This is a genomic window from Fibrobacter sp. UWH1, assembly GCF_002210365.1.
Taxonomy (GTDB): Bacteria; Fibrobacterota; Fibrobacteria; order Fibrobacterales; family Fibrobacteraceae; genus Fibrobacter.
In genome coordinates this window covers 1-1,555 of record NZ_MWQG01000089.1, presented here as the reverse complement: position 1 = coordinate 1,555, position 1,555 = coordinate 1, and the positions used below count along the sequence as shown (strand labels likewise).

General features: G+C 55.6%; 2 protein-coding genes. Both read left to right on the top strand.

Annotated elements, in window-relative coordinates; genetic code table 11:
- The first annotated feature begins 52 nt into the window (after positions 1-52).
- Complete coding sequence (locus B7992_RS16180; RefSeq protein ID WP_073161648.1) at positions 53-484, top strand: transposase; 432 nt, start codon at positions 53-55, stop codon at positions 482-484.
- Positions 466-1,482: an IS3 family transposase gene (locus B7992_RS16175; RefSeq protein ID WP_369680982.1), complete on the top strand. Its 1,017-nt coding sequence runs from the start codon at positions 466-468 to the stop codon at positions 1,480-1,482. Before B7992_RS16180 ends, B7992_RS16175 begins: the two co-directional genes overlap by 19 nt.
- Positions 1,483-1,555: the final 73 nt, after the last annotated feature.

The window sequence follows — 1,555 nt, the reverse complement described above, 5'->3', positions numbered from 1 at the left end:
TGTCTTATCCTGAAAAAAGTTGACACTATACAAAAAGGCAGGTATAGTGCAAATGGAGACAAAACAGGTCACAAAGTCGGTTCTCGCATACGACGAAAACGGCAACCATTTTTGGAAGGACGTGGTCAAGGAAAAGTTCATCTTTGACGACGAGGACCGGATAAAAATCGTCGCCGAATACAACGCGGGCAGGATGACCGCGGCGCAGATCGCGGAGAAATACCACCTCAGCAGCAAGCAGGTTCTCTTCAGCTGGATGGACAAGTACCTGCGCGAAGAATCGCTATCTTTGGAGAACCAAGACGGAGATGCGATGGCGAAGCCGCCCGAAGAACGGATAAGAGAACTGGAGCTGGAGAACAAGCGCCTGCAAAAGGCACTGGAGGCCGAGACGCTGAGGTCCAGGGCCTTCGACACGATGATCGAGCTTGCCGAGAGCAAGTTCAACATACCCATCAGAAAAAAATCTGGCACCAAACGGTAGGCCTGCTGCGCACGCGGCTTCCGGGAACTTCCCTGGAAGCGCTCTGCGGACTGTTTGGTTATAGCAGGCAGGCGTTCTACAAGAGGGATGACGACGACTTCGGGAACGAGGCTGTCGAGTCCATGGTCCTGGACGCAGCCAGGGAATATCGCACGGCCTGTCCGGGCATGGGATGCACAAAAATCTACAGACTGGTCGCAGGCAAGCTTGGCGGCACGGGCCGCGTGCCCGGTCGCGACTCCTTCACGGAACTCCTCCGCGAGAACGGCCTGATGGTAAGGATGCGCCGCCGTCGGCACTACAGGACTACATACTCGGATCACAACTACCGGAAGTACAAGAACCTGATCAAGGGAGTCGTCCCCAGCCGTCCGAACCAGATATGGGTCGCCGACATCACCTATGTCGAGACGGACGAGGGCGTGTGCTACCTGTCCCTCGTAACGGACGCCTACTCGCACAAGATCGTGGGCTGGGCGCTCGGCCCGACGCTGGAGACACGCTACCCTCTGGAAGCCCTGAGGATGGCACTCGCGCAGGTTCCCGAATCATCGTTGCCGTTCCTGATCCACCACTCGGATCGTGGCTGCCAGTACTGCAGCTACGAATATGTCGGCGAACTGAAAAAGCGCAACATCGGCATCAGCATGACGCAGAGCGGGGATCCGCTCGAGAACGCCGTGGCGGAACGCGCAAACGGAATCCTCAAGACGGAATGGCTATACAAGATGAAGCTCAGGACGCGGTCGGAGTGCCGCCGTGAACTCGAGAGAATCATCAGGTTCTACAACGAGGAACGCCCGCACATGAGCATCGGCTGGCAGACCCCGGAAAAGGTCCACAGCCAGGAAGGCCCCCAAAGAAGATGCTGGAGGAACCCGTGGGAACGAAGGCTCGCGAACAAAAATATATCTTTGGAAGAAGATGTCGGACTGGACAACGACAACCATATCGGTGATAGTGTCAACCAGATCCGTGATACCGAGGGAAAGGTGTAAACCATATCAGTGAAACTGTCAACTCGGTCAGTAAAAACACCCCAAAAGTGTCAACCTTTTTTAGGGAAGGTCA